Raw genomic sequence first — 20,622 nt, 5'->3', positions numbered from 1 at the left:
CAAGCCCTCACGCCGGGGGGTCGTGACTGCAGGCGGAGCAGCGCTTGGTGCCTTCGCCGCCGGCCCCGCAGCCGCCCGGGAGCATGCACCCGGTCCGGCGCGCAGCATACGTCAAAGCGCGAGCGAGGCCACGTCGAGCACGGCAACGACGGGCGACTTCGACTTCACCGACGGCTCCGCGGCTCTCACTCCGGACCGGACCGTGGCCACGGCCTGCCAGTTCTGCAACGCCAACTGCCGCCTGCACGTGGGTCTCAAGGCGGATCGGATCATCGGGGTACGGGGCGAGAAGGACGACCCGGTCCAGAACGGCAAGGTGTGCCTCAAGGCCGATCTGATGCCCGAGCTTGTCTACAACGAGACCCGGCTGACAGCGCCCCTGCGCCGGGTGGCGGGTGAGAAGGGCTCGGCCGACTCCCGCTTCGAGGAGATCAGCTGGGACGAAGCCCTGGAGACGATCGCCCGGAAGATGCTCGATCTCCGCGACCGCGGGGAGGCGTACGCCATCGCCAACCGCACCACGGGCCGCATGCCCCAGGGCACAGGCGCACTGGTGGGCCGCATGTTCGCGATGCTGGGCAGCCCCAACAACAGCGATGTCGGCCCGGTCTGCAACGACGCCGGAGGGGACGCCCTCGCCGCAACCTTCGGTCTCGGCAACTTCACCAATGGCTACGGCGTCGACGCCGCGACCGGGGAGCAGGACCTCGGAGCGGCCCGGCACTTCCTCTTCCTGGGAACCAACCAGGCCGAGACTCACCCCGTCACCTTCGAGTACCTGCTCCGGGAACGCCAGAAAACCGGTGCGACCCTCACCGTCGTCGACCCTCGGCTGACTCCCACGGGTAAAGAGGCGGACCGCTGGGTGTCCCCCAAGCCCCACACGGATTACGCGCTGGTGCTGGCCATGCTCCAGCACATCGTCGACGCTGAGCTGTATGACCACGACTTCGTCGACCGCTGGGTCGTCGGCTTCGAAGAGCTGCGCAAGCACCTGGCGAAGCACCAGTACACGCCGAAATGGGCCGCCGACGTTACCGGAGTCCCCGAAGTAACGATTACTCAGATGGCCGAAGAATACGTGGCAGCCAAGCCTGCAGCCATCTTCTGCAACGCAGGCATCTCCCACCAGCTGGGCGCCTTCGACACCTACCGCGTACTGGCCTTCCTTGCGGCGGTCACCGGCAACATCGGCATCCCGGGCAGTGGCTGCAACTTCATGCACAACACCTGGCCAGGCGCCCTGTCACTGCCTGAACTCACGGCCGAGACCCCCGAGCGACGCGAAGCGCTGCCGGTCGGACCTGATTACTTCACCGAATCCATCCTCACCGGCCGCCCGTACCGGCTCAAGGCCGTGATCACACAGGGCAATCCACTGGTCGCCTCTGCCAACTCCACCAGAGTGCGGGAAGCGTTCAAGAAGCTCGACTTCTACGTGTACACCGGTCTGTTCATGGAGGAGCCGGCGAAGTACGCGGACATCGTCCTGCCCGTCTGCAGCGGGCTGGAGATGGAAGGCGTTTACATGCGCCGCGACGACCGCGCGGTCCGCTGGCAGGACCAGGTCGTCCCCCGCGTCGGCGAGTCAAAGCCGGACTGGGAGATCTGGGTCGAGCTCGCTCAGGCCTTGGGGCGGCTGGACAAGCAGCGTCCGGCCGAGGACTGGACCGAAGCCTTCCCGAAGGCCTGGACCGACTACACGGAACTCTGGCAGCAGTTTGTCGAGCACACCCCAGGTATGGGTGGCATGGCACGCGACCGCATGCGCAAGCGCGCCGAACCCCTGCGCTGGCCCTGCCCCACACCGCAGCACCCAGGAGTGAGCACGCTCTTCGCCGACCACCCGAGCTGGTACGAGGCCGCCGAATCCCTGGATCCCGCGTACAGGGGAAAGCGGTTCCTGACACCCAGCGGCAAGGTCGAAATCACCACACGTGAGCTGGAACACCGGCTGAAGCAGTCCGGCCACGGCGCGCTGCCCGTCTTCTACACACACCCCGAGGTCACCGGCGCGCACCCCACGCTCCGCTACCGAAAGTCGTTCGTGACCAACCCCGTGAACCCACAGGCCGTCACGCACCCCGTGGACCTGGGCGTGAGCGGCAGCGACGAAGTCCACCGCCGCTACCCGCTGATGGGCATGACCGGTCGGCCCAGTGTGGTGCACTTCGCCGAAGTCACTCACTGGACACGAACCGGCAAGCAGCTCAACGGAGTCCGACTGATTCAGATCCACCCGCGGACCGCCCGCCTGAACGGCATCAAGGACGGGGACGAAGTCACCGTGGAGAGTCCCCGGGGCTCGGTGCGCGGCACGGCCCTGCTCTGGGAGGGGATCCGTCAGGACACGGTGTTCGTCCCCAACGGCTACGGCCCGGCGCAGCAAGTCGGGGACTTTTTCGAAGCGCCCCGGTACGAACCGGCCAACACGCTCCCGGGTGACAGCTACTACGACAACCTATCCGGGCAGCAGGCCTACAAGTGCTTCGCCTGCCGCGTGGCGAAGGCCTAACCAAGCGACCGCACTGCCACGGAACCCGTCCGCTGTGGACGGCCTCAGCAGAAGAGCCGCAGCTAGAGTGCCTCTTGCACGGGCGTCGCTTCCGACTTCTCGCCACCCGGCCCAAAGCCGGAACGCCGGCCTTCTGGGGCTCCTGAGTCTTCCGTCGCCCACCTGCGGGCTTCCCGTAACGACCGGAGCCGTTGGCCGTCGGCGTCGAAGTCCGGTCGGCCTCGGTTCAATTCGACATGAATCTAACTTGACACGTGTCGAAGCAGAGGCGCAACCTATTTGCGGTCAACCAGTCGTCTATCGGACGGCCTTGAACCCAAACCGGGTTCAGGCCTTGCCGACTTCGCGCCTGCGAGGACGGCACTGACTTCACGACCACACGGGGGATAGATAGAGCATGCGGTCGGCTACAAGGACGCCTCGCGCCTGCCCGGCGGTCAACGCTCGCCTTCTCCCCGTAGCACGTCACTTCTTACAGCCACCGCTCTCAGCGGTCGCATCGTCATGCGTTCGCAACCACCTGCATTGGAGTACTCGTGTCCACTGCGCGCAGGCCTCTCCTGGCTCTGGTCGGAGATCAGTACAACCACGAGGAGCCGGCTCACCCACGCATCGAGCCGCTCATGCCCGCACTGGGCGTCGACACCCAGTGGATACCGACATCCGAGATCGATGACAGCACCGACTTCACCCGGTTCGACGGCATCTGGGTCGTCCCTGGCGCCCCGTACCACGCCCTTCAGGGAGTGCATCGCGCCATTCGCTTCGCACGGGAGGCCAAGACGCCGCTCCTCGGTACATGCGGGGGCTTCTACAGCGCCGTTCTTGAGTACGCCCAGAACGTCCTGCACCTGGCGGAGACGGCCGAGCTGGGGAACGATCTCGGCCCGATCGAGAAGCTGATCATTCCTCCCACGTGCACCGCCGACAACACCAACCGAGTCTCGCTCTTCCTCCGTGAGGGGTCCCGGCTGTCCGAGCTGTACGGGGGACGCACCGAGATCGAAGAGATCCTCCAGTGCGACTACGGCATGGTCCAGGAGTTCCTCGACGCTGCAACCCAGGGAGACGTCAGGTTCAGCGGTTGGGACAAGGGCGACGCGCCCCGGGCCCTGGAGATCACCGACCACCCGTTCTTCATGGCATGTCTGTTCCAGCCCGAGCTCTCCAGCACTCCAGGAGCGGTGCATCCGATCGTGGCGGGCTTCCTCACCGCGATCTACACGGCAGCGGATCTGGCCGCCCCCGACTTCACGAAGCCGGTGGCAGGCGCCCCTTCCGTCGACCTGGAAGGGTACGAGCGCATCCTCAACAGCGTGCGCAATGATCCGCGCACTCGTGCCGCGTTCGCCAATGGGTCGACGTTCTCCCAGATAGACATCGATGCGGGCCTGCGTGCGGTTACCCGGGCGAGCAGCGACGGTGACATTCGCTTGCTGGCTGTGCAGAACGTCTCGGCACAGCCACGCACCTTCACCCCGGACGCGTGCCTGCCGCAAGCTCAGCAGTGGGGCACTCCGATCATGTTCCTCAGCGGGGCGATGGAAAGCGGGACCACCGAAGCCGATGCGCTGGCGTGCACCCTCGAGCCGGGCGCCGTCGCCTGGCTCGGTGTCTTCCCCGCGGACAGCGGCACGGTGCCCCCCGGCTTCACCGCGCTCACCGGGCAGGGCACTGCATGAGCGGGGAACACACTCCCGTGGCGGTCGTCACCGGAGCGGGCAGCGGAATCGGCGCGGCAACCTCCCACAGGCTGGCCACCGAGGGATATCACGTCGTACTCGCGGCCCGTCGAACCGACCGGATCGAGGCAGTGGCCAAAGAGATCCGGGCGCAGGGCGGCAGCGCGGAGCCCCACCCGCTGGACGTCACCGACCGCGACGCAGTCACAGCGTTAGCGGCGTCGGTCGAACGTTGTGACGTCCTCATCAACAACGCGGGTGGCGCCATCGGCACGGAGCAGGTCGAAGACGCCGACTCCGCCGACTGGCGGACCATGTACGAGACGAACGTCCTCGGCTCGTTGCACGTCTCGCAGGCCCTGCTGCCCAAGCTGATCGACAGCGGTGACGGAACCATCGTGGTCATCTCCTCGACCGCGGGATTCACGGTCTACGAAGGAGGCGGCGGTTACAGCGCCGCGAAGCACGGCCAGCACGCTCTGGCCGGCACGTTGCGGATGGAACTCTGCGGGCGTCCCGTACGGGTCGTGGAGGTGGCTCCGGGGATGGTGCACACCGAGGAGTTCTCCCTCAATCGCTACCGCGGCGACGAAAAGAAGTCCGCGGCCGTGTACGCCGGAGTTGACCAGCCGCTTCTGGCCGAGGACATCGCCGACGTCGTCTCCTGGGCGGTCACCCGCCCGTCTCACGTGAACGTCGACTTCCTCGTGGTCCGGCCCCGTGCCCAAGCGGCCCAGCACAAGGTGCACCGCCTCGAACAGCCTCGCTGAACACACCCACCCCAGCGCTGCCCTGCCAGCCCACACCTCATGGAAAGACACAGGTACATGACGTCACAGCCGAAGAACCCGGTTCTCGACCTGCCCGAGTACGAAGTCACCCCCGTCAAGAACGTCGACGCCACGGTGAAGGTCCTCGGATCGAAGAGCTACACCAACCGGCACCTGGCCATGGCGGGGCTGAGCGACGACCCCACCACTCTCCACAACGCCTTGCTCTCCCAGGACACGCTGCTCCTCGCCGACGCGCTGCGCACATTCGGCCATGTCGACATCGCGATCGACGAATCGACCAACACCGTGACCGTGACGCCGAACGGCAACAAGATGGTCGCACCCGACCACCAGATACACATGGGGAACGCAGGCACCCCCATCCGCCTGCTGATCACCATGGCGGGCCTCGCCGAAGGTAAGACCGTACTCACCGGCTCAGACCGCATGCAGGAGCGCCCGATGGGCCACCTGCTCGAGGCCCTCGCACCCCTGGGTGTCACGGCCGTCTCCGTCAAGGGCAATGGTTCCCCGCCGATCGAAATCGAGGGTCCCAGCCTGGCCGGCGGGCGCACGGACATCCACGGCACCGTAAGCAGCCAGTTCACCACCAGCCTCCTGCTCAGCGCCCCCTACGCCCGCGAAGACGTCGAGGTGCACCTGCAGAGCGAGCTCCTGTCCAAGCCGTACGTCGACATGACCGTCGCCGCGCTCAAGCGGGCGGGCGTCACCGTCGAACGCCGCGGCTACGACTGGTTCAAGGTGGCCGCCGGTCAGCGCTACCAGGGCGGTGAAATCACCGTCGAGCCTGACGCCTCGGGCATGTCCTACTTCCTCGCCGCCGCCGCGATACTCGGCGGCCGCGTGAACATCCCCGGCATCGACGGGACCTCCGTCCAGGGCGACGTGGGCCTGGTCGATGCTCTGGTGCAGATGGGCTGCCAAGCCGACACCGCGGCCGACGCCATCACGCTCGAGGGCGGCGAAAGCATCAAGGGCATCGAGATCGACATGTCCAACATGCCTGACGTGGTTCCCACCCTGGCCGTAGTCGCCGCCTATGCGCAGGGCACCACGCACATCACCGGTATCGGAAACCTCCGCTTCAAGGAGTGCGATCGAATCGACGCGGTGAGTACGGAGCTCACCAAGATGGGTGTCATGGTCAGCACCACGGCCGACACCATGACCATTGAAGGCGGCACGCCCCACGGCGCGGTCATCGACACCTACGACGACCACCGCATCGCCATGGCGTTCGCCATCGGTGGCCTGCGCACGCCGGGCGTAGTCATCCGTGACCCCGGCTGCGTCACCAAGTCGTTCCCCACCTTCTGGGAGCGCCTTGCGGAACTCGGTGAGGCCACCGCATGAGCCACCGCAACGGGATCCTGCTGATCCTTGACGGCTGGGGAGAGGCACCCGCAGGCGAAGGCAACGCCATCACTGCGGCGAACACTCCTGCCCTCGACCGCCTCAAGTCCGAGTATCCGGGGCCGCTACTCGAAGCATCCGGTGGGGCGGTGGGGCTACCCGACGGCGTGGTGGGAAACTCCGAGATCGGCCACCTGGTGATGGGCGCAGGGCGGCCCCTGGAGTACGACAGCCTGCTCGTGCAACGCCAAGCGGACTCCGGCGAGCTGCGTACTCACCCGGACCTCGCGCGTGTCTGCCGCAGCCTTGCCGCACGCGACCGTGCCCTGCACCTGGTGGGCCTCTGCTCCGACGGCCGTATTCACTCCGACCTCGCCCACTTCAGCGAAATCCTTCATGGGGCGGCAGCGTCCGGCGCCCCCATGGTGTGGCTCCACGCGATCACCGACGGCCGGGACGTGGCCGACGGCACCGCCGTCGACTACATCGCGCGGCTGCAGAAGATGGCGGACACGGCGGGAGCCGGAGCGTACGCCACCGTAGTCGGTCGTAACTTCGCGATGGACAAGAGTGGGAAGAAGGAACTGACAGCCCGTGCCTGCCGACTACTTGTCGACGCCGAAGAAGAGCGGACGGACACGGACGCAACCTCGGCGGCGGCCGGAGGCGCCGGCGACGGAGACATCCCACCCACCCTCATCGGTGATTACCCCGGTGTCCGAGCTGGGGACGCGATCCTCTTCGCGAACTTCCGCAGCGACCGCACCTCCCCCCTGGTCGACATGATCTACGACCGGCTGGCAGAGAGCGGTCGTGGGGACGTGGCGTTGCTGAGCCTCGCCGAATACGACACGAAGGCGGATGTGACCGCCCTGGTGCACCGCGCCGACGCGTCCGGCGGCCTTGCCGACACGCTGGAAGCATCAAGGGTGCACTCGGTGCGAATCGCAGAGCAGGAGAAGTTCGAGCACGTCACGTTCTTCGTCAACGGACGTGACGCGCGTCAACGTCCCTGCGAGGAGCACATCCGGGTGCCCACCACTGTCGGCGCCGACTACACCGGGCAGCCGGAGATGAACGTTGCCGAGGTTGCGGACAGTGTCATCGAAGCTGCACACCGCAGCGATGTCCCGCTGGTGATCGCCAATCTGGCGAACATCGACGTGGTCGGCCACACCGGTGACTACGCAGCCACGGTGAAGGCGACCGAGGCGGTGGACGGCGCGGTGGCACATATCTGTGCCACCGCGGAGGCCACAGGACGCTGGGTGCTCCTCGTTGGAGACCACGGCAACGCCGAGCAGATGTTCAAGACGGCGGCCGACGGTACTCGCCGTCCCTACGGGGGCCATACGCACAATCCGGTCCCCAGCGTGCTCGTGCCCTCCGCCGGTCAACGCCTGGTGACACGCCTTTCAGACGGCCCACCGGCGCTGCCGTCGGTGGCTCCGACCGTACTCGCCCTTCTCGGGGTCCCCATTCCCGAGACCATCTCCGCGCCGTCGCTCCTCAGCACTTCTGGCCGATCAGAGACCAAGGACTGACCGATGCACACCACCCCAGGGCGCGCCACTGCGAGTGGCGCAGACACGACCACTCAGCAAGCCGAACCAATCGCGATCGTCGGGATGGCCGGCCGCTTCCCCGGTTCGCCGGACATCGACACGTTCTGGGAGCAGCTTTGCGCCGGTGTCGACGCGATCAGTGAAATCCCGCCCGACCGCTACGACATCGATGCCATCTTCGAGCCGGCGCCGTCCTCGCCCGGCCGGACCAGCAGTAAGTGGGGTGGGTTTCTCGACCGGATCCGGGAGTTCGATGCCCAGTTCTTCGGGATCTCGCCGCGCGAGGCCGCCAGGATGGACCCTCAGCAGCGCCTTCTGATGGAGACCACCTACGAGGCTCTGGAGGACGCCGGTCAGGCGACGGACAAGGTGGCCGGCTCGAACACTGGCGTCTACGTGGGACAGCTCGGGGGCGACTACTGGCACCTGCAATACCAAAGGCCTGACGAACTGGAGTTCTACGGCCTGATCGGTGCGGCCGCCCGCGCCATGACGTCCGGCCGACTGGCGTACACCTTCGATTTCCGCGGCCCCAGCGTCACCATCGACACCGCCTGCTCGTCGTCGCTGACGGCAGTGCACATGGCGGCCCAGTCCATTCGCTCCGGTGAGACCACCATGGCCGTCGCAGGCGCGGCCAACGTGGTGCTGCTGCCGGAGGAGGGCACCGTCTACTCCGGTGCACGCATGCTGGCCGACGACGGCCGTTGCAAGTTCGGTGACGCGTCAGCCGACGGTTTCGTGCGCAGCGACGGTGTCGGAGTCGTGGTACTCAAGTCGCTCGCCCAGGCACGTGCCGACGGTGACCGTGTCCGCGCCGTCATCCTGGGCAGCGCGATAGGCAACGATGGACAGAGCAGCGGTTACCTCGTCACTCCCGGCGTCGACGGCCAGCGAGACGTTCTACTGCGGGCGTACGAACAGGCGGGTGTCAGCCCCGCCGAAATTGACTACCTTGAGGCCCACGGCACCGGCACGAGCGTCGGCGACAAGGTGGAGCTCGAGGTGTTCGGCAAGGTTCTGGGGCCCGGCCGCCCAGCCGACCGGCCCTGCCTGGTCGGTTCTTCGAAGACGAACATCGGCCACGCCGAGGCCGCCGCGGGCATGGCCGGCCTTATCAAGACCATCCTGTGCCTCGAACACGGTCAGGTCCCCCCGAACCTGCACCAGCACACACCGAACCCTGCCATTCCGTGGGCCGATCTGCCGGTGCGCCTGCCGAGGGAACTCACCCCGCTGCCTGAACGGGACAAGCCCACGCTTGCGGGCGTCAGCAGCTTCGGACTGACAGGCGCCAACGCCCATGTCGTGCTCTCGGCGCCCACTGCCGACGTGACCGGCCCAGCACGCGGGAGGAGTGAGCGCGACGACGCCCGCACCGAGCTGCTTGCCCTGTCTGCGATGAGCCCCGAAGCCCTCTCCGAGCTCGCCACCTCCTACGCCGAGCTACTCGAAGCCGGGAAGACCCCCGCCCTCCGCGACCTCTGCCACAGTGCAGGAACGCGTCGCAGCCACTTCGACAGCCGACTCGCCCTCCCCGTCTCCTCCCGGGCTGACGCCGCCGCAACACTGCGGGCGTTCGCCGAGCACGGCGAAGCGCCCGGCCTGTCTGCCGTCGACTACGTCGAGGAAGAGCAACCCCGCGTCGCCTTCGTCTTCCCTGGCCAGGGGTCTCAGTGGATCGGCATGGGCCGGGAACTCCTCGACACGGACCCGGTCTTCCTCGACGCCATGCGCAAGTGCGATGAGGTGATCGCCGCCGAGAACGGCTGGTCCGTAATCGACCTGCTCCGTGGCGACGACGCTGACAGGTTCGCCAGAGTCGATGTCATCCAGCCCACGCTGTGGGCCATGGAGATCGCCCTGGCCGCGGTGTGGCGCTCCTGGGGTGTTGAACCCGACGTGGTCATCGGGCACTCCATGGGCGAAGCCGCCGCCGCCTACGTCGCCGGCGCCCTCAGTCTGGAAGACGCGGGTGCGGTCATCTGCCGCCGCAGCCGGATGGCCCGCCGCCTCAGCGGACACGGAACGATGGCATGGGTCGAGCTGTCGGCCGACGAAGCCACGGACGCCATAGCAGGTTACGAGGACAAGGTCGCGCTCGCCGCTGCCAACAGCCCGACCTCGACCCTCCTCTCCGGCGACCGCGACGCACTCGCCGAGATCCTCGACCGGCTCGAGGAGAAGGACGTCTTCAACCGCTGGATCAACGTCGACTACGCCTCCCACGGGCCCCAGATGGACGCCATCCGCGAGGACCTCCTCAGCGAGCTCGCCGACCTTGCCCCGACTGCGGGAGCCATACCCCTGCACTCCACCCTGCTCAACGAAACCGTTGACGGTTCCGAACTCGACGCGTCCTACTGGGCACGCAACATTCGCGAGCCGGTCGACTTCGTCGGAGCGGTACGGGGAGAACTGGACGCGGGCGAGACCGTGTTCGTCGAGATCAGCCCGCACGCGGTCCTCGCCGGAGCGATCGACGCGACAGCCGCCGACCACGGACAACCCTCACTCGCCGTCGGTTCCCTGCGACGCGAGGAGAACGAGCGCGGTGCTCTTCTCACCTCGCTCGCCAAGCTGTACACCGCCGGCGTCTCCTTCGACTGGAAGGCTGTGACCACCGGCGGAGTCTTCACACCGCTGCCGCGCTACCCATGGCAGCGGGTCGAGCACTGGCTCGAGGAAGAGGCCCTCACCTCGCCGCCAAGGACTTCGGCTCCACCACCTGGCGCACAGGACCCCGAGCCGACCACACCAGAAGCCCACACCCATCCACTGCTGGGCCGCGAAGTCCCGGCCTTGGCGGGAAGCCGGATGTGGGAAGGCACCGTCGACCTCGCCCGCAACACCTACCTCGAGGACCACCAGGTCCAGGGCACCGTCATTCTTCCCGGCACCGCCTACATCGAACTGGCCGCAGCGGCCGCGCAGCAGATTCACGGTGCGGAGCCCGTATCCGTCAGCAAGGTGCAGTACCACGAGGCCATCTTCCTTGACGCCGACGCCTCGACCACCATCCGCGTCACCCTGAAGCCCAGCGCGGACAGGCACGCCTTCCGCCTGCACAGCCGCACCACCGCAGACGAAACCTGGACCCTGCACGCAGAGGCACACGTAGCACCCGTCACGTCGGGGCCGGGCCGCGGCACCGAGTCTGTGGAAGCCATCCGCGAGCGATGCCCCGAACATCAGTCGCGCGCCGAGTTCTACGGCCGTCACGCCGAACGCGGCAACCAGTGGAACGGCGCCTTCCAGGCGATTGATTCGGTATGGCGCACCGACGGCGAGGCACTCGCCGCCCTGGAGTGCCCGGAACAGCTTCGGCACGGCTGGGACGAGCATCGCTTCCACCCCGCTGTCCTGGACGCCGCCGCTCATGCGCTGGTTGCGGCACGGCCTGACATCGAGCCTGGCGAAGATGGCGCCTTCGTCCTCGGAGGTATCTCCGAGGTGGCGTTGTACGCGCCCCCGACCACCCGGATGTGGAGTCATGTCCGGCTCCTCGACGAGGAGCGGGCCGACTCCTTCAGCGGCCACGTGAGAATCCTCGACGACGCCGGACGCCTTGTCGCCGAGCTGAAGCACCTGCGGCTTCAGTACCTCCTCGGGAAGGCGCCCAAGCAGCTCGCCGAACCCTCGGCATCCGGCCCGCTCGGGCCGGCGCAGACCGAGTACGACGACTGGCTGTACGAACTCCAGTGGATCCAGCGCGACATACCTGCCCCCGTGTCCGGCAGCGACAGGGACGACGCCTGGGTCGTCCTGACAGACTCTGGGCCCACAGGCCGACAGGTCGTCAAGGGCCTGCGGGATGCCGGCAGCCGCGTCGTGGTCGTCACAGCGGCGCGCGGCTACTCCACGATGGGCGGCGACCGCTATCGCATCGACCCGACATCCCGTACCGACCTGGCGAAGGTCCTGCTCGAAACCGAGCAGCGCACTCCCGTCCGCGGGATCGTCCACATGTGGAGCCTCGACGCGACCTGTTCCCAGGACGCACTGCCCACCGAGATCCGGCGGGCCGAGGACCTGACGTGTGGAAGTGTCGTTCACCTCGCCCAGGCCATGGACGAGGTCGGCCTGGCCGCGACACCACGGCTGTGGCTGGTCAGCCGCTCCGCGCAGTGGGCCGCACCAGGCGACACCCTCGACTCCCCCTTCCAAGCGCCGCTGTGGGGCCTGGGACGCACTCTGGCCATCGAACACCCGGACTGGCGAACCGGCCTCGTCGACCTCGACGACCAGCAGACCAGTACGGATGCTCTGATCAGCCACTTGCTGCGGTCGGACGAGGAAAGCCAGGTGGCCCTGCGGCACGGTCGACGCCTCGTTGCGCGCATGTCCCGTAAGGATCTGCGTTCCGCCCAGGGAATCCCCGCAGCCCCTGCGGAGAGGAAGCCCGACTCCGGCGAAGTGACCATCCGGGTAACCCACGCCGGCCTGGCCTCCCACGAAACGCGGGCCGCCGTCTCAGGCCGCCCCGTCAGCTTCGACTGCGTCGGCACCGTCCAGGCGACCGGTGCAGGTGTCCGCGGCCTCGCTGTGGGGGACCCGGTCGTCGCCTTGGCTCGCGGTCGTGTCTCGGAGACGGTCACCGTGTCCGCTGACCTCGTAGCCCGCAGGCCGGAGCAGCTCAGTCCGGCTGAGGCTGCCACGATGCCTTACGCCTTCGTCACCGCGTACCGGGCACTGCACGAATCCGGTCGTGTGAGTGCGGGGGAGCAGGTGCTGATCGACGACGCGACCGGCGAGCTGGCGTCCGCGGCAGAGCAGGTCTCCCGGTGGCTCTCCGCCGGGGTGTGCGATGTCACGGCGAACGTCGAACTGAGCGAAAACCGAGGCACCCCCGCCTACGACGTCGTCCTCACCACTCGTGGCCGCCGAAACGCGCCGTCGCAGAACTCCGTCCTGGCGCCGGGAGGGCGCTACCTCGACGCCGGACCCGCCTACGGGGCGGAACCCGCTTCCATCGAGCCGGACGCGTTCCGCGCCAACCGGTCCTTCCACGCGATCGACGTACCAGATCTGGTGGAGTTCGCGCCTGGACACGCAGGGGATGCCCTGCGCAGGGTCTGCGAACTGACCGACCAGCGAGTGCTGCGGCCCCTCCCGTACACGGAGCTGCCGCTGGCCCAAGCGGGCGATACTCCCAGCGGGCGGAAGGTCGTAGTCACCCTGCCGCAACACGCCTTCAGCGAGTCGCATGGCGAGATCGCACCGTCGCAGCTTGATATCCGTGCCGACGCCACGTACCTGGTCACCGGTGGAATCGGCGGCATCGGGGGGCAGCTCGCTGAGTGGCTCGTGGACCAGGGGGCGCGGCACCTGCTCCTGACCGGACGCAGCTCACTCCCTCCGGTCGAGACATGGGAGTCGCTGGACTCGGCAGACCCTCGGAGGGCCCAGACGACTCTGCTTCGGCAGCTGACCGACCGTGGTGCGGAAGTCGAGTACGCGGCGGTCGACACCGCCGACCTCGACGCGATGAGGACTGTGCTCGGGGAGCGCGCGGACGCGGGGCTCCCTCGACTGCGGGGTGTCGTCCACGCGGCCGGGACCATCGAGTACGCGCCCATCCGAGAGCTGGAACCCGAACAGGTCCAACGAGCACTTCACGCGAAGGTTTCCGGCGCCTGGGCACTGCACCGGCTCTTGGAACGCGAGACGGTGGACTTCTTCGTCCTCTTCTCGTCAGGATCCGCACTGCTCGGATCACCGCTGCTCGGCGGCTACGCCGCGGGGAACGCGTTCCTCGACGCGCTCGCGCAGCACCGAGTCCAGAGGGGACAGACGGCCACGGTCGTCAACTGGGGGTTCTGGGAGAGCGTCGGCATGATGGCGCGTAAGGCCCAAGAGGACGGCCAGGACGTCGTGCCCCGGGGGATGGACCACTTCAGCCCATCTGAGGGACTGCGAGTGATGGGGCAGCTCATCGAAAGCGGCAGTACACAGGCTGCGGTGCTTCGGGTGGATTGGCGCACTTGGGCGCAGGCCTACCCCACTCTGGCCGCCACACCACAACTGCGTGACCTTGTGCAGCAGGAGTCGCTGTCCCTGGGATCGTCTTCTCCTGTTCGAGCTGCCCCAGAGCCCGCTGACGTGCCCCGGCCGAAGTCTGTGCGACTTACACCCGCACTGAAGACCTGGTCCATGCCGGCAGACGAAGCGGCAGAAGCACCACCACAGCCGCCGAAGGCGCATGCGGATCCGGACGACCTGGAGCAGAGCTTGGTGGGGATGGTGGCATCGATCCTCAGCACCCCGACGGACCGCATCAACACCGCCCAGCCTCTCAAGCGCATGGGCATGGACTCCCTCATGGCCGTTGAGCTCCGCACCCGCATCGACCGCGAGTACAAGGTCAACGTCCCCCTCGCCAAGCTCCTGCGCGGCGGCACCATCACCAAGGTCGCCGAACACATACGCACCCAGGCCCCAGGTCACCTGCCCACACCGATGACCACGCCCACAGCGGGGGCGCCGACAACTCCCGCTGTTCCCAAGCAGCGGCCGAAGCCCGCACCGGAACCGGCCGCCCCGTCGGTACGAGAACCGGAACCGGCGGTTGCAACGGCTTTGCATGCGGCTCCGGACGACCTGGAGCAGAGCTTGGTGGGGATGGTGGCATCGATCCTCAGCACCCCGACGGACCGCATCAACACCGCCCAGCCTCTCAAGCGCATGGGCATGGACTCCCTCATGGCCGTCGAACTGCGCACCCGCATCGACCGCGAGTACAAGGTCAACGTCCCCCTCGCCAAGCTCCTGCGCGGCGGCACCATCACCAAGGTCGCCGAACACATACGCACCCAGGCCTGACTGGAGACCCCCGAAAAGGAACTGAGCTGTGAAGACACCTGGAATACACATCGACGGTCTCGGGGTGTATCTGCCGGAGATCATGAGCGCGGAGGAAGCGGTCGACCGCGGTCTCTACTCTCAGGACGACTATGAGTGGTTCGGCTGGACCGGGGCCGCTGTCGCCGGTGACATCTCGGCCCCGGACATGGCGGTGCACGCGGCACGTGAAGCCATTCGGCGCTCCGACCGCCCGGACGACATCGACCTGCACGTCCACGCGCACAGCTGGCCGCAGGGGCCCTTGGGGTGGTCGCCGCATGCGTATGTGCTGAAGCACGCCACCAACCGCGACGTTCCGTCGTTCCTCATCTGGCAGGCCTGCAGCGGGCTGGTGGGAGGAGTCGAACTGGCGGCGTCCTACCTGTTGGCCAGCCCGGAACGCTCGGGAGCATTGCTCACTGGCGGGGACAACTCCGGCCGACCGGACTTCAACCGTTGGGAGTTCGGTCTGCAGAACGGGGTGATCGGCGACGGTGCCTCGGCGGTGGTCCTCTCCAAGCGCGGCGGGTTTGCGCGGCTGATGTCCATCAACTCCGGCTCCACTGCCGAACTGGAACAGCTGTACCGGGGTAACGAGCCGATCTACTCGCCAACGAATGCCGGCGGCCAGCGAGTCGACTTCCGGGAGCGACTGGGGGCCTTCGAGGACGACCTGGACGACACCGTGGCCCAGGTCGTCAGTCGCCAGGGAGAGCTCCGCGCCGAACTCGCCCTTCGCTCGATGGCGGAGGCGGGAATCGGGCCCGACGACGTGACCCGCGTGGCGCACGTCTTCACGGGACTGGAGAGCTACCTGAAGACCATTCTCGACCCGATGGGGGTCAGCGCGGACAAGGGCCTCCTGGAGTACGGGCGCCAGTTCGGACACCTCACCGTCAATGACCAGATCATCGGTCTCCACCACCTCGTGGAGACCGGAGCAGTAGGCCCAGGCGACCACGTCTTGGTCGTCGCTCACGGCGGAGGAACGTCGATCACCTGCGCGGTCGTACGCATCGACGAGTGTCCCGACTGGGCCCAGAACCCTGCTTCGGATTCCTCCGACGTCCCGGCCCCCGCAGCGGTAAGCGCAGCAGTGAGCGGCGTGCGGACCGTTCGACTTCAGTCCACTCGGAACGAGAAGGACGGTGCACGATGATTGCAGCCGAAGACTTCTGTTCAGAGCTCGAAGGCCGCGGCTTCCACTTCGCAAGCGGTGTGCCATGCTCCTTCTTCGGTGGCCCGATCGCACATCTGAGCCGCACACCCGGACGCTACGTCCCCGCCGCCAACGAAGGCGGTGCCCTTGCCACCGCCGCTGGTGCGGCTCTGGCCGGGCGGCGGTCGTATGTGATGCTGCAGAACTCCGGCCTGGGCAATCTGGTCAATCCATTGACGTCCCTGGTGATGACGTACCGGATCCCGGTGCTCACGTTCGTGAGCCTGCGGGGATGGCCTGACCCGGCGCAGGACGAACCGCAGCACGAGGTCATGGGGACGAAGACCATCCCCCTCCTGGAGATGTTCGGGCTGCCGCACTGGCTGCTGCGGGCCGACAGCGACGCAAAGCACTTCGCGGAAATCCTCACAGCTGCGGAGGAGGCCGTGGCCGCGGGAGAGGCCCCCTTCGTTCTGGTGGAGAAGGGCGCGGTGGGCAAGTGTCCTGCCACGGCTGAGGAACGGGACGACCGGCTCGACAGCCACGAAGTCGTTCAGCTCCTCACCGAACTCGCTGACGAGGCGCCCATCGTGGCCACCACGGGCTACACCGGGCGTGAACTGTTCGGCGTCTCCGACCGACCGGCGAATTTCTACATGCAGGGGTCGATGGGTCATGCCTCGTCCATCGCCCTGGGCGTCGCACTCGCGGACCCTGACCGCACCGTCGTGATCCTGGACGGCGACGGCGCCGCCTTGATGCACATGGGCACGCTGTCGGTCATCGCGGACCAGGCTCCCGCGAACCTCGTCCACGTGGTGCTGGACAACGGCATCCATGAGTCGACCGGCGGACAGTCAACCACCTCAGGACGAACGCGGTTGGAGGAAGTGGCGGCCGCGGCCGGTTACCGCAGCGCTGTGCGGTGCCAGACGCTGGACGAGGTCCGCGAGCAGTTCACAGCCGCGCGGCAGTCGCCCGGGCCGCACCTGCGTCTGATCCCCACACGTGCCCGCAGCGGACCCATGCCGCCCCGCGCAACAGCAACGCACTCGCCGGAGGCGATGCGCGACCGGTTCTCCGCCGCCCTGGTCGCATCCTCCGGTTCCGCCTGACTCACACCCGTCGCATTCACTACTCAACGCATCGGCTGGCAGCGAAGCCACGACCACGCGGGGCCGTGGCTTCCTGCCGCCCGATACGGGAGGAGACCTCACTGTGTCCAGTCGTTCCCGGCGAATACTGAGCGCGTGCGCCGTCCTATCGATGATTTCCCTCTCCGCTTGTGGCGCCAGCGCCGACAGCTCTGGTGACACGGCCGGTGGCGGACGTAACCCCGACAAGCTGGTGCTCTCCGCCATCCCGACTGAGGACTCGACCACCTTGAAGCAGAGCTTCCAAGGGGTCATCGCCATGCTGGAGGAGGAGACCGGCAAGCAAGTCACCTTCCAGCAGGCGACGAGCTATGCGGCGATCATCGAGGGCCAGCGTGCCAAGAAGATCGACATCGCTGTGTACGGGCCGTTCAGCTATGTCCTGGCGCGGAACTCCGGCCTGGAGATCAAGCCGGCGGCGGCGCTGGTGCAGACGAAAGGATCAAAGCCCGGCTACCGCTCGTACGGGATCGTGAAGTCCGGCTCGGACATCAAGGGCCTGGCTGACGCCGAGGGCGAGAAGGTCTGCTTCGTCGAGCCCAACTCCACTTCCGGCTACCTCTATCCGTCCGCCGGGTTCATCGAAGCCGGTCTGAAACCCAAGCAGGACATTGAGCCGGTCATGGCCGGTGGCCACGACGCCTCTGTGCTCGCCGTTGCCAATGGACAGTGTGAGCTGGGCTTCGCCTACGAAGCCATGGTCGAGCAGCAGCTCATCGACAGGGGCGAGATCGAGAAGGGCGACGTCACCACAATCTGGAAGTCCGAGGTCATCCCCGGCTCACCCGCAGCGGTCAGCAGCGACCTCGAGACCGTTCTGAAGAACAAGATCGTCAAGGCGCTGCAGGAAAAGGCGAACGTCGACTATCTGAAGTCCCAGGGGTTCTGTGACGGCAACTGCTCCGTCGGGGACCAGGGCAACTGGGGCTTCGTCAAGGTCGACGACGCGCTGTTCGACGGGGTACGCAAGGTCTGCGCCACCACCAAGGACAAGCAGTGCTCGGGGTGACCGCAGACGTCCAGGAAACGTCGGGAGGCATCGTGCGTCTCGAGGATGTGACGAAGCGCTTCGGGGTCGAGACGCTCGCACTGGACGAGGTGTCCCTTGACGTGGCCCCTGGCGAAGTTGTGGTGCTCCTCGGTCTCTCGGGTTCCGGCAAATCGACCCTGCTGCGCCACATCGATGGTCTGCATCAGGCGAGCTCCGGAACAGTGCGCGTGCTCGGCACACATGTCGGCCAGGCGGGAGGCGGCGAGCTGCGTCGCCTGCGTCGGCGCATCGGCTTCGTCTTCCAGCAGTTCCACCTCGTGGGCAGCCTGACGGTGCTCGAGAACGTGTGCACCGGTGCCCTGGGCCGGCTACGTGGGCCCCGGCTGGGTCTGCTGTCGTATCCAAAAAAGGTGCGCCGTGAGGCATTGGAGCATCTGGACCGCGTGGGGCTGGGCGCGCAGGCGCTTCAGCGCGCCGACACACTCTCTGGCGGGCAGCAGCAACGGGCGGCGGTCGCCCGAGCGCTGATGCAGCGCCCCGAGATCCTGCTGGCAGACGAGCCTGTCGCCTCACTCGACCCGGAATCCGCCGCACAGGTGATGCAGCTCATCAGGGACATCAGTGAAGAACGGCAGCTCACGGTGGTGTGCAGCCTCCACCAGGTGGATCTTGCCCTGTCCTGGGGCGATCGCGTGGTGGGGCTGCGTGCCGGCGGCGTGGTGCTGGACATGCCGGTGAAGACCCTTGAGCGTGACGAGGTCATGACCGTCTACTCGCGGGTCGGCGCGGACGCCGGCGCGATCCTGGCAGGAGCGGGATGACGCAGACGACACATCCCGCACCGGAGGTCACACCTCCGGTGCGGGTGCCGCCGCCAAAGACGTTGTCCCGGCCCAGGCCAGGCGGGGCCGCGGCCGCCGCGGCAGCTGCCGCACTTCTCTTCGCAGCCGTATGGGCGTTCGTGGACCTTCGGATCAATGTGGCGACCCTGGCAGACAGCGCCGCGAACGCGGCGGACTTCCTCTCCCGCACACTGCCGCTGGACTTCCCTGAACCGGGCGAGCTCATGGTTCTGTGTCGGCAGACCCTGGCCATCGTCATTTGTTCGACTCTGCTCTCCGTGCTCGTGAGCATCCCGATCGCCGTACTGGCTGCCCGGAACACGACGCCGCACCGGAGCGCACGCTTGGGAGCCCGGGCATTGATCGTCGTGGCCCGTGCCGTGCCGGACGTCGTGCTCGCGATCATGTTCTTCAGGGTATTCGGCCTCGGAGGCCTCGCCGGTGTCCTGGCCATGGGTCTGCACTCGGTCGGGATGGTCGGCAAGATGTACGCCGACGCGATCGAGCAGATCGATGAAGGGCCCCGTACCGCTGTACGGGCAAGCGGCGCAGGTCGGCTGCAAGAGCTCGTATCGGGCGTGCTTCCTCAGGTCATGCCCTCCTTCATCGCCAACGCGCTGCACCGCTTCGACATCAACCTGCGCATCTCGGTGGTGCTGGGCTTCGTCGGTGTCGACGGTTTGGGCTATGCCATCGCGGCCGCCTTCCGGAAGCTGGACTACCCGCGTGCGATGGCCTTGGCGCTGGTCGTTCTGGTGCTGTGCGTCGTGGCGGAACTGATCTCTGGAGCGATCCGCAGGGCACTACTGCCACATGCCGACCGAGCCGCTCGGGGGGCCCAGCCACGCCGCCGGGCCACCGTCGCTGCCAAACGCACCTGGGTGAGCACCCCCATGCCGACGCGGCCCGATACGACCGACTCCATGCCGAGCTCAGCGAAGCGCATCTCCCCGCCGTGGGATGCACGGCGTTGGCGCCGCAGCCTGTACGCGGCCGTCACCACTGCGGTGGTGCTTGCCTCCCTGTGGGGCGCGGGGCTGTCAGCGGGCCAGTTTTTCGGCGGTCTGGGCAACATCCCCGAAACCGTCGGGCTCTTCTGGCCTCCTGACACCGGCGGCATCCTGCCCACCCTGCTCGCCGACCTCTGGGTCACGGTGAAGATCGCTCTGGCCGCCACTCTGATCGGAGCGGTGCTGGCCCTGCCGATCGGCGCGATGGCGGCTCGAAACGTGGCTCCGTCGCCTGCTGTGGCTCGGACCTTCCGAATGGTGATCGTTCTGATCCGCGGGCTTCCCGAACTGGTGCTGGCCATCGTGTTCGTGATCATCACCGGCCTGGGCCCGGTCGCCGGCGCCTTGGCCTTGGGTGTCGGTGCCATCGGGCTCCTGGGCAAACTCGTCGCAGACTCCTTGGAGGAAGTGGATCACGGCGTGGAACAAGCGCTCCGTGCCACAGGAGCATCGGGCGGGCAGGTCTTCTGTTCCGCGACCTTGCCACAGGCGGCGCCCGCCTTCGTCGGGCACGTGCTGTACCAGCTGGATGTGAACATCCGCGCCGCGACGCTGCTGGGCATCGTCGGAGCCGGCGGCATCGGCTTCCAGTTGCTCAATGCCTCTCGCGTGCTCGAGTTCGGTGTCGTCACCACCATCGTGGGGCTCGTCTTCGCAACGGTGATGCTTATCGAGCTCGTCGCTCTCTGGCTCCGTCGCGTCGTCAGTTGACAC

General features: G+C 67.2%; 11 protein-coding genes. All 11 read left to right on the top strand.

The genetic code is table 11. The features are described from left to right. Window positions 1-22 precede the first annotated feature (22 nt). The 11 genes from test1122_RS07780 (at window position 23) to phnE (ending at window position 20,619) form a co-directional block, all read left to right on the top strand. A complete protein-coding gene (locus test1122_RS07780) occupies window positions 23-2,515 on the top strand; it encodes a molybdopterin-containing oxidoreductase family protein (protein WP_422396942.1) in 2,493 nt (830 codons plus the stop codon). A 536-nt stretch (window positions 2,516-3,051) separates the two neighbouring features. Further along, on the top strand, window positions 3,052-4,197 hold the full coding sequence (locus tag test1122_RS07775) for a glutamine amidotransferase-related protein (RefSeq protein WP_232268430.1): 1,146 nt from the start codon (window positions 3,052-3,054) through the stop codon (window positions 4,195-4,197). Then, entirely contained in the window at window positions 4,194-4,967 is a 774-nt protein-coding gene (locus test1122_RS07770) for an SDR family oxidoreductase (protein WP_232268429.1), read from the top strand. Before test1122_RS07775 ends, test1122_RS07770 begins: the two co-directional genes overlap by 4 nt. 57 nt (window positions 4,968-5,024) lie before the next feature. Continuing rightward, entirely contained in the window at window positions 5,025-6,344 is a 1,320-nt protein-coding gene (gene aroA / locus test1122_RS07765) for a 3-phosphoshikimate 1-carboxyvinyltransferase (protein WP_232268428.1), read from the top strand. Beyond that, window positions 6,341-7,888 carry a 2,3-bisphosphoglycerate-independent phosphoglycerate mutase gene (gpmI, locus tag test1122_RS07760; protein WP_232268427.1) on the top strand — a complete coding sequence of 516 codons (1,548 nt, stop codon included), beginning with the start codon at window positions 6,341-6,343 and terminating at the stop codon, window positions 7,886-7,888. Before aroA ends, gpmI begins: the two co-directional genes overlap by 4 nt. Before the next feature lie 3 nt (window positions 7,889-7,891). Further along, complete coding sequence (locus test1122_RS07755) at window positions 7,892-14,731, top strand: type I polyketide synthase (RefSeq protein WP_277879804.1); 6,840 nt, start codon at window positions 7,892-7,894, stop codon at window positions 14,729-14,731. Between the two features lie 28 nt (window positions 14,732-14,759). Further along, complete coding sequence (locus test1122_RS07750) at window positions 14,760-15,911, top strand: ketoacyl-ACP synthase III family protein (RefSeq protein WP_232268425.1); 1,152 nt, start codon at window positions 14,760-14,762, stop codon at window positions 15,909-15,911. Further along, window positions 15,908-17,026, top strand: coding sequence for a phosphonopyruvate decarboxylase (aepY, locus tag test1122_RS07745; RefSeq protein WP_232268424.1), 1,119 nt, complete (start codon window positions 15,908-15,910; stop codon window positions 17,024-17,026). The genes test1122_RS07750 and aepY overlap by 4 nt, the downstream gene beginning before the upstream one ends. Window positions 17,027-17,129: 103 nt before the next feature. Next, window positions 17,130-18,074 (top strand): phosphate/phosphite/phosphonate ABC transporter substrate-binding protein, encoded by a 945-nt coding sequence (locus tag test1122_RS07740; protein WP_277879803.1) that lies wholly within the window; start codon window positions 17,130-17,132, stop codon window positions 18,072-18,074. Beyond that, window positions 18,071-18,877 (top strand): phosphonate ABC transporter ATP-binding protein, encoded by an 807-nt coding sequence (gene phnC, locus test1122_RS07735; protein ID WP_232268422.1) that lies wholly within the window; start codon window positions 18,071-18,073, stop codon window positions 18,875-18,877. Before test1122_RS07740 ends, phnC begins: the two co-directional genes overlap by 4 nt. After that, window positions 18,874-20,619 carry a phosphonate ABC transporter, permease protein PhnE gene (gene phnE, locus test1122_RS07730; RefSeq protein ID WP_232268421.1) on the top strand — a complete coding sequence of 582 codons (1,746 nt, stop codon included), beginning with the start codon at window positions 18,874-18,876 and terminating at the stop codon, window positions 20,617-20,619. The genes phnC and phnE overlap by 4 nt, the downstream gene beginning before the upstream one ends. Window positions 20,620-20,622: the final 3 nt, after the last annotated feature.

Source organism: Streptomyces gobiensis (assembly GCF_021216675.1).
GTDB lineage: Bacteria > Actinomycetota > Actinomycetes > Streptomycetales > Streptomycetaceae > Streptomyces > Streptomyces gobiensis.
This window is presented reverse-complemented; position numbering and strand designations above follow the sequence as displayed.